We start from the raw sequence: 8198 nt of genomic DNA, 5'->3' as shown, positions 1-8198 counted from the left end.
TCAAGAGTTCTTCCCATACCATAGATATCAGAACGTGCTGCAACATCTTCCTGAGAAAGACCTGCTTCAGTTCTAGAACCAATGAGGAATTCTATAAGCTGTTTGTTGATGTTTTCGTTGCTCATACTCTGTACCTGCTAATCAGCAAAGCGTTATTGCTTGCAGATTTTAAGACGTTTTTGTCTAGAACAAGGTTAATATAGAGCCCCAAATAAGAACTGTCAATGAATTAGACTAATTTGTCTATGTAAAGTGCGCGTTATCAGTAAGGCATTAAAATTTAGTGACTTATAACTCTGATTACCTTTTCTTAGATGATAAAAAGCTCATTAATTGGGTAGGTAGTCCTTGTCATAGAGCAATCTGAATAGCCACTGACTTGATAGACACCTTTTAGTTAGACAAGATAACTAATAGAGAGGTGCTTATGAGCAGCAAGAGATATTGCTATCGCACATCAGATTCTCAAGTATGCGAGAGTATTAAAGAAAATCATATAAAAAAGGCTCCAAATGGAGCCTTGTAATCAACGACAGCGTGTATAACCACTGACATAAGTACCATTTTTTCTTCGATACCCACGAACATAATGACAGTTAGTACCTTTTACTTTTCTGCTACTGGTATTTGTCGAATAATATGAGCTCCAAAGGTTTGACTCACAAGGCTTCCCATCTGAGTCTCCATCTAGGTAAGTATGGCCTGAATGAAATAATGACTGTGCCATCGCTTTTGTTAATTGCTCACATTTATATCTTACTTTGTATGAACCTTTGTCTAGGTAATCAACACTAGCTGCACGATCATCATACATATATGTTTTATTACCAATAGGACTATAACCATCAACATCGATAAACTTACAATCTTTGCCACCGATTGAAGAGCATTTATCAATGGCTGTTGTAATGGCTGTTTCGACATTGGGATTCGATGAGGAATATGCGATAACGCCATTAGAGCCAACAGCTATGGACTTATGGCCAGGTAGATCCTTATATTCACTGAAGTTAGTGGAAGTGCAACCTATCAAGCTAAGGGCGGCAGCTAAACTTAACATAGCTCTTATTTTAATCTTCATGTTTGCTGTACTCACTTTAAAATATTGAACCAAATAGTTACGATACTTCCAAGGACTCTGGCCAGACAAAATATGGACCGAAACGTTTACTGTATTTAAACTCACCACCTGAGGATTTACCTTCATCGGTTAATGAGTGCTTTCCGTCATCTAACGTTAAGTATCCTTTATTAACACACAAGCTGAGAAACTCATCTGTTTTAAGTTTGTGCTTTTTAGCTAACTTAGAGGAGCTGAGTTTAATTAGTTCATTATCTGTAACAGGCTTTTCAGTAGGTTCCGTATCTAACTTAGCAGCTTGAACTTTCTCTAACGAGATTCTAACTTCATCACTAATACGAATAATACGTTGAGCTTCCTCGTAGGAATCTTTGTAGACATTGGGGTCTTCGTCACGGTCAATGAAGATACCCATTTCATTATTGTTTACTTGGCTAAACTCATAGAGGTTTAAACTTGTAATGATACAAGCACTTTCATTCATGTAGCACTTTGCATGGAGGTTTTTGCAAAAACTGGTACGCACAAAGGAGAGACCTTTTAGCCAGTTAATCTCATCAGGTTGTAGTTCGCTTTTGCCATAGACAATTCGAATGTCTATCTTTAATCGGTCTTTGTCTTCCAAAAGCTCTCGAATACGATCATTAAGCTTAAGAAAAGGGCTGATGAGGATTAGCCTTTCAGAAGCGTTCTTTATCAGTTCTTCGAGGTAGTAGTTTGTCGCACTTGTATTTAAAAACTTAGCCATTTCATATCCTTGACATATAAAACCTAGCGCACATAGGCTACGACTAAGAAAATACTGAATCAAGTAGCAAAGATAAAAAAGCGCGTGGTCAAATGCCGCGCGTTGCGAATCACTCTTGAACAGTTAGTTAGGCGATCTTTTCAAACCCTGTTGTTCGTAAGTTGTCCCAGTAGTTTTGGTGTATTGAAATACTTACTTGTCGTAGTTGTTCAATGTCAACTCCCTCAGCTAACTTGATGATCACACTATTATTTTCAACGACAGCACTTTCAACAATATCTAGCTGATTAAAATCATCAGCGAAAGCAGTTACATACATTTGGTAATCTTCTGGTTCCGGCATAAACGGGCACTGTGCGTTTACATCAGCTTCAGTAATTTGTCTCAAACCTAATCTATATTTCATTATTACTCCTTAATTACCTAAAGGTCATCTAACGCTTGTTATACGACTATTAGTCTCCTGTTATGCGCACATTGTGCAGTTTCCTTGCAATATGCTCAACAGATGGCTTCATAGTTTCAATAAGGTAAATTAATTGCATAAGTGTTTTGTTATTTATTATAGCCTAATCAAGATTTAATCGAACCGTTGAAGCATGGTGGAATTTACCCCCGTAATACCCCCGTAATACAACACGGGGATTTATAAACGAACACCACTAGAAGAATGGATAAATTTTTGTAGGGGAAAAAGCCAATGAAAAGGATGTGAATGAGTAAAAGGTCTACCAATAATAATGGAGCACTTATTAGTGTTACGAAGTGAATTTTAGAGTGACTTCCTGAAAAGCCAACGATTCGAAAGGTTTTGAACTTTACTGTCTACCGACAGTTGTTGATCACTGGCATAAAATATTGATCGATTGGGATGGAAGTTAAGGGGGCAACTGTATTATTGAAAGTATTCAGCAAAGCATTACACCCCTTGTAACTCCTAGATAGATAATCGATTGACTCCCACTTCCTGTGTGCAATACTAGATGTATTAAACATTTTCAAAAAGTTTCACGGCATGAGAAAAAAGATTGCGGGGGTTAGCCTCCCACCAGAAAAACCTACTGATTTCATGAAAGTAGTAGAACTAATCGGTCAGCTAGACCCAATTGAGTACGGGTTTGATAGCAGCGGTAATTACTTGCATTGGAATGACTTTCAGTACCGTTCAAAAGAGTTTAAACGCGACCAAAAGGGCTACGCTTGGCATGCCCTAAAAATCAGACGTGGCCTTAACGACATTTCGCTTGTTGATGAAAAGGGCAATCCGTTCCAGCTTAGTGCCGCCAGTCTCGACGCTAAGCTATTCCGCATCGATAAACAGCTCAAACTAGAAGATTTGCCGCTATCTGCTCAAGATAAAAAGGCACACCTAGTGAAAAGCGTGATCATGGAAGAAGCCATTAGCAGCGCTCAATTGGAAGGAGCGGCCACAACGCGCAAAGTGGCCAAGGAAATGCTTGAAACGGAACGTGAGCCTAAAGATGACTCCGAACGGATGATTATCAATAACTGGCGTTTGATTATGATGGCCGATGATCTTAAGGATGTAGAGCTCACACCAGAATTGATTAGCGGATTTAATGAAATAGCCACCGATGGCGTGTTAGAGAATGAGCACGTTGCTGGCCAATATAGAACGGATGCGGTCATGGTTAGAGACGTGGCCACTGGCGATATTGTTCACGAAGCACCCGAACATGAGCACGTTTTGAAGCTCATTGAGCAACTATGTGACTTCGCCAATACCGACCATACCACCAACACCAATTTTATTAACCCAATCGTTAAGGCTTGTATTCTGCACTTCATGATTGGCTACATTCACCCATTCATGGACGGCAACGGGAGAACGGCTAGGGCGCTTTTCTACTGGTTCATCCTTAAGCATGGTTATGAGAACTTTAAGTACGTCTCGATCTCTGCGCCACTTAAACTCGCGTCAACCAAGTACGTTAGAAGCTACGTTTACACCGAAACGGACGACAACGACTTAACGCACTTTGTGGACTACCAGTTAACGGTCATCATTAAGGCGATTGAGCGCTTTAACGAGTACATTAAATCTAAGATTGAAGATACGAGAGAGGTGCGCGATCTACTCGATGAATCCAATCTTAAGGATGTGTTGAAACTGCCGCACATTGTGATTCTGGCCAAGGGATTAGAAACAGCCGGACGTGTCTTTTCAGTTAAGGAAATTCAGTCTGATTTTGACGTGTCTCATACCTCTGCGCGCAAGTATCTTGAGAAGCTGGTGGAGCTGAAATTATTGTTCAAATCAAAGGATGGCAACGAGAATACCTACATCGCACCAGCCGACTTGAAAGAGAGACTAACTAAAGCTTAAGAGCATCAAAAAAGCCGCCAAACTGGCGGCCTTTTTTTAGGGAATAGAATAGGACTGGTTGGCGATTAGAAATCTACCCAGTTGTATTGCAGTGTGATAGCTGGCTTAACAAGTGCTGCTGAATCTTCTGTCGATAGGTCGATCACGTCTGAACGTACTTTTACGTGCTCCAAACGGAATCGATGCGAGGTTGCCCCCTTACCCTTAGTTGATTCAGGCGTAGACTCGATAACGACAGTGATCATTTTCTTTTCACGAACGATCTCACGTAGCATTTCTAGCACGGTACCTGTGATCGTTTCTACGCACGTCACCGCGATTTCGCCTTTGTTCTCAAGGGCACCATTTTGGATGTAGCCCAAGCCCATTTGGCCAAAATCTTCTACATCTGCACGGCCCATTGCTGGAAACTGAGTAGAACGCACCAAAACGCTAAGATTAGGGTATTCTTCGATTTTCATCTCGAACTCTGTACCCATCATCTTTTCGCCAGCTTGGATGTTCTTAGTGAATCTCTGTTTTAAGAAATTCATATCGCCTTTTGCGTTAAATGCTCCGGCCATAATTACACCTATTCTATTGGAAGTGGTTTGGAATCTGTGACTGATTAATCATTTGCTTAGGAGCGGCGGTAATAGTTACCGTGTTGTAAGCGAAATTCCCGTCTCGCGTCTTAGGTGCGTTAATGTCATAACTCACCTCGCTAATACGCATGGGTAGATTGAGCGCTTTGCCAATCTTGAATCGCGCATCACTTGGAACACGGCCACCAAGGCCATCGGAACTGACTGGAACAGTATTTTGCAGCTCGGGACTTATCATCTGAGCCAGGTATTTAATGGGATCATTAACCTCTGATTTGGCATTGGTGAACGCGACAAATTTCAGCGTTGCTGTGATTTCTGGCGGTTCGTTTCCTTGCCAAACTTGCTGACTGTTCCATAGTGTTTTACTCGTCTTATCCGACACGGTTTGCGCGACTGAGGACGTTTTATCTAGGGCATTGATGTTACCCACGGAATCGCCCTCAAACGGCGCTTCCCATATCGCTCTAAAGGCAAGCTGACACTCATCAGTCATGTAACCAATGACAGTAACCTCTTGACCGCCTATGACTTGTGTAATGGCGCATTTATTGTGGATAGACACGCCATCATCATTAGGTACGCCGACAATTACAGCCATTGCTTACCCTTACTTGTCCATGCCGCGAGAATCGCGCATGCGGTTAGCCTTTTTGCGAGCTGCTTTAGCCGATGAGCTGTGAGCTTTCGCGCGCGCTTTCTTAAGTGCTGCTTTTTGTGCTGCACTCATACGGCGCTTACGGCGATTCGTTTTGATGTAAGTTACCTTGCCATCACGGATCACTTTCTTAAGGGCTTCAAGCATCATGGATTCACGAACGGCGAACTCTGCAATCGCTTCGTCTGAGTCCACGTTGCCTAGGCCATGCTCTAGGGATTCAAAGATGCGATCTGCTGCTTCTGGATCTTCCAGTGCTTCTTGCATGTCGCCCTCTTTTGGCTGGCCAACTTGAGCAATAAACTCACTAGCCGCTTCCTGTAGCGATTCGTATAGCGCTGCTTGGCCATCTGTTAGCTCGGTATCGTCATCGCCACCAGCCATGCCAAATAGCATTGCGTCTAGGTTGTCGATTGAGCTGTCACCACCGTTAACCCACTGAACACAAGCCGCTGCTGCGTCTTGGCGAGCCATGATGGTTGATGCGCGGTTGATTGACTCAAGAAGTTGATCTTCTGTTACAGACTCAAAAAATGCAGTTTCAGTTTGTTCCTGCTCGGCCACTTGTGGCATCACAAATGGCCGAGCAAGAACAGAACCCTCAGAAAACATTGATTTCATTCTATTCTTGCTCTTTTTTTGATTAACGGATTAGTACAGGTTCACCAAGGATTCGACGCGCAGAGCCAGTTGGACAGAACGACCAAGTGACTTTCCAGTAGTCGATTTCGACTTGCTTGATTTCCAGTGTCCAAGCGCTTTCGCCGTCTTGATCTGGATTACGAGGTGTCACTAGCGCACCAACGGCTTCATAGCCCTCTAGGATGCTTGCCATACCGTCAGTTAGACCCTCAAGCGTTGCACCGTCAGGTTGGTGTTTTAGGCGATTACCTAGTGCGTAGAAGTCGCGTGAGATAGCGTCAGCAATAGACACGACTTGCTCAAAACGTAGGTAGTTTTCAGCCGCAGATGACGTTAGAGAGTCATCAATGAACAGGTTGCCGTTTTCGTCTGTGCCTAGTTTGTTTAGACGTGCCTTGTACATTTCTTGGTAGTTAGGCTCGCCAGCACCTTGGATTGGTTTTAGGCCAGTACGCTGAATAACAGTACGTTCAACACCTGCTGGCGTGTAGTGCCAACCGCCGACCGGAGAGGTCTTAGCAACGCCAAGCGCTTTAGCTGCAAAGCCGATACCCGAGCCGCCCCATACCGCCATGTTGCCGTAGAAACGACACTTAGCTTGGTAAGGGATATGCACGAATGAAGCGCGATGGTTGTTGAAGTTCAGACCTTTTTTGAACTCCAATGCCGCTTCGTGCGTTAGGCGAGGATCAACATCGAAGTAGCCAGAAATGCGTTTGTCTTTACAGATTTGCGCAAGGTCAGTGATTACCGCAGTGTCGTAGCAGCCCAAACCACAAACGTAGTTAAAGCTGTAAACGGTAGTGCGTAGTGCTTTCACTGCTTTCTGGTAATCGTCAGCCGTAATGTCGCTAATATTGCCGTTGGTCGCGCCAGTGAATTTGGTTTTCGCAATTGCAGTAACTTCGCGTTTCGCTACTTCTGCATCGATGCGACAAGTTAGGTACTGCGAACGTTCTTCAAGAACAGTCTCGATAAACGCAGCGCCACCCATTTGATCTACTGCTGTAGGATCTAGGGATACAACCCATTCTTCTAGCACTACAGAGCCACCAGCCGCCTGTTCTTCCTTTAGTGTAAGAGTGAACATGCCAGTGCCATAAGTCGCTTCGTCTGCTTTCGCAAGCGTGATAGAGCGGTTATCGGATTGAGCACCGTCTTTGATAGCGATCGCTAAAAATTCGCCATCTTCTAGCGATAGGTCAGCCGAGTAGTTGATCGCTTCGTTAGTGATAACTACATCGTCTGCTGGTTTAGTTAGCTTGATAGCTGGGTAAGTTGCCGTTTTTGGTACGACACGAACCACAAGGCCATTACCGCCGCGCAATGCTTCATCAAGAACGCGCATGCCGTCAGCTAATTTGCCAAGGCTTGAGTGGTAAGGCTTACCTAGTTTGTCTAGGAAGTTAGCCGCCGTTACCGGAATAACTTCGAACGGCTTACCTTTTTGAGACACAATCACACCGCCAAACACGAGCTGGTTAGAGCCAGTGCCTTGCTTAGTTGTCGAGTCAGCGTTAATTGGCGAAACCGCAACTTGTGAGACGTTATCCATTGAAAATTCAATCTTACTCATTCTCTGTCTCTTTCAGCGTTAGATCCTGTGCTGCAAGCTGGTCTACAATTTCTTGCAAACCCGCTTGAGCAATACCTTTCACCGCAATCACGTTGTCTTTCGTCATTTCGGTTAGTTGCTCAACCGTTGCTACACCGTGGTTAGTCAATGCTTTTTCAACGCTCGCGCTTAGCTCAAGTGCTGATAGCGCTGTGCCTTTGTTGCTGGTGGCTGTGTCTGGTTGTCTTTGAGCTTCTGGTAAAACCGTTGGCTCAAGGCGAACCGAAACAAGGCCGTTTGGGTAGGCCGCTTCCACTTCGTGTTTGAAGCGGTTCACGTTGAAAACTGAGAGAGGGAAATCTTTAGCCAGTGGTGGCATGAGGCGACCCTGTACCGTGATTTCCTTTGGTGTGTGGTTGGTGATTAAAACGAGCGTTTCTTTCATCGAATCCCCCAAGAGCGGCAGCCCGTAAGACTGCCGCTTACTTGCCTTATGCCGCTTCTGCTACAGGAGCTTCGTCGATAAGTTTCACGCGGTAGAAGTAGTCTTCTCCGTCGAATGGATGGATTTCGCCGTAGGCCA

At 44.1% G+C, this 8198-nt stretch carries 9 protein-coding genes; 1 reads left to right on the top strand and 8 read right to left on the bottom strand.

What is annotated here, in order from left to right:
* Positions 1-526: 526 nt before the first annotated feature.
* The 3 genes from IQP38_RS21325 to IQP38_RS21315 all read right to left on the bottom strand — a co-directional run bounded on the left by IQP38_RS21325 (position 527) and on the right by IQP38_RS21315 (position 2235).
* Positions 527-1081 (bottom strand): excalibur calcium-binding domain-containing protein, encoded by a 555-nt coding sequence (locus IQP38_RS21325; protein WP_157626655.1) that lies wholly within the window; start codon positions 1079-1081, stop codon positions 527-529.
* A 37-nt stretch (positions 1082-1118) separates the two neighbouring features.
* Positions 1119-1829: a phospholipase D family protein gene (locus IQP38_RS21320; protein WP_048626774.1), complete on the bottom strand. Its 711-nt coding sequence runs from the start codon at positions 1827-1829 to the stop codon at positions 1119-1121.
* Between the two features lie 127 nt (positions 1830-1956).
* Positions 1957-2235, bottom strand: coding sequence for a hypothetical protein (locus IQP38_RS21315; RefSeq protein WP_048626775.1), 279 nt, complete (start codon positions 2233-2235; stop codon positions 1957-1959).
* Between the two features lie 609 nt (positions 2236-2844).
* Between IQP38_RS21315 and IQP38_RS21310 the strand changes: the two genes are divergently transcribed.
* The gene (locus IQP38_RS21310) at positions 2845-4176 is read left to right on the top strand and encodes a Fic family protein (protein WP_193838016.1); all 1332 of its coding nucleotides are present in this window, start codon (positions 2845-2847) and stop codon (positions 4174-4176) included.
* A gap of 65 nt (positions 4177-4241) precedes the next feature.
* Here the strand turns inward: IQP38_RS21310 and IQP38_RS21305 are convergent, their stop codons facing one another.
* The 5 genes from IQP38_RS21305 to IQP38_RS21285 are packed head-to-tail and all read right to left on the bottom strand — an operon-like array spanning position 4242 to position 8060.
* Entirely contained in the window at positions 4242-4739 is a 498-nt protein-coding gene (locus IQP38_RS21305; RefSeq protein WP_193838015.1) for a baseplate protein, read from the bottom strand.
* A 13-nt stretch (positions 4740-4752) separates the two neighbouring features.
* Positions 4753-5361: a hypothetical protein gene (locus IQP38_RS21300; protein ID WP_017635635.1), complete on the bottom strand. Its 609-nt coding sequence runs from the start codon at positions 5359-5361 to the stop codon at positions 4753-4755.
* A gap of 9 nt (positions 5362-5370) precedes the next feature.
* The gene (locus tag IQP38_RS21295; protein WP_171343314.1) at positions 5371-6039 is read right to left on the bottom strand and encodes a hypothetical protein; all 669 of its coding nucleotides are present in this window, start codon (positions 6037-6039) and stop codon (positions 5371-5373) included.
* Between the two features lie 22 nt (positions 6040-6061).
* Positions 6062-7636: a hypothetical protein gene (locus IQP38_RS21290; protein WP_193838014.1), complete on the bottom strand. Its 1575-nt coding sequence runs from the start codon at positions 7634-7636 to the stop codon at positions 6062-6064.
* Positions 7629-8060: a DNA-directed RNA polymerase subunit alpha C-terminal domain-containing protein gene (locus IQP38_RS21285; protein ID WP_054579144.1), complete on the bottom strand. Its 432-nt coding sequence runs from the start codon at positions 8058-8060 to the stop codon at positions 7629-7631. The genes IQP38_RS21290 and IQP38_RS21285 overlap by 8 nt, the downstream gene beginning before the upstream one ends.
* Positions 8061-8198 lie beyond the last annotated feature (138 nt).

The sequence above is a fragment of the Vibrio sp. OPT41 genome (assembly GCF_015163595.1).
Lineage (GTDB): Bacteria > Pseudomonadota > Gammaproteobacteria > Enterobacterales > Vibrionaceae > Vibrio > Vibrio alginolyticus.
This window is presented reverse-complemented; position numbering and strand designations above follow the sequence as displayed.

Excerpts from the sequence above, each read along its gene's own strand:
- IQP38_RS21295 (WP_171343314.1), bottom strand. The coding sequence starts at position 6,039 with ATGAAATCAATGTTTTCTGAGGGTTCTGTTCTTGCTCGGCCATTTGTG.
- IQP38_RS21310 (WP_193838016.1), top strand. The coding sequence starts at position 2,845 with ATGAGAAAAAAGATTGCGGGGGTTAGCCTCCCACCAGAAAAACCTACT.
- IQP38_RS21285 (WP_054579144.1), bottom strand. The coding sequence starts at position 8,060 with ATGAAAGAAACGCTCGTTTTAATCACCAACCACACACCAAAGGAAATC.
- IQP38_RS21305 (WP_193838015.1), bottom strand. The coding sequence starts at position 4,739 with ATGGCCGGAGCATTTAACGCAAAAGGCGATATGAATTTCTTAAAACAG.
- IQP38_RS21315 (WP_048626775.1), bottom strand. The coding sequence starts at position 2,235 with ATGAAATATAGATTAGGTTTGAGACAAATTACTGAAGCTGATGTAAAC.
- IQP38_RS21300 (WP_017635635.1), bottom strand. The coding sequence starts at position 5,361 with ATGGCTGTAATTGTCGGCGTACCTAATGATGATGGCGTGTCTATCCAC.
- IQP38_RS21320 (WP_048626774.1), bottom strand. The coding sequence starts at position 1,829 with ATGGCTAAGTTTTTAAATACAAGTGCGACAAACTACTACCTCGAAGAA.
- IQP38_RS21325 (WP_157626655.1), bottom strand. The coding sequence starts at position 1,081 with ATGAAGATTAAAATAAGAGCTATGTTAAGTTTAGCTGCCGCCCTTAGC.
- IQP38_RS21290 (WP_193838014.1), bottom strand. The coding sequence starts at position 7,636 with ATGAGTAAGATTGAATTTTCAATGGATAACGTCTCACAAGTTGCGGTT.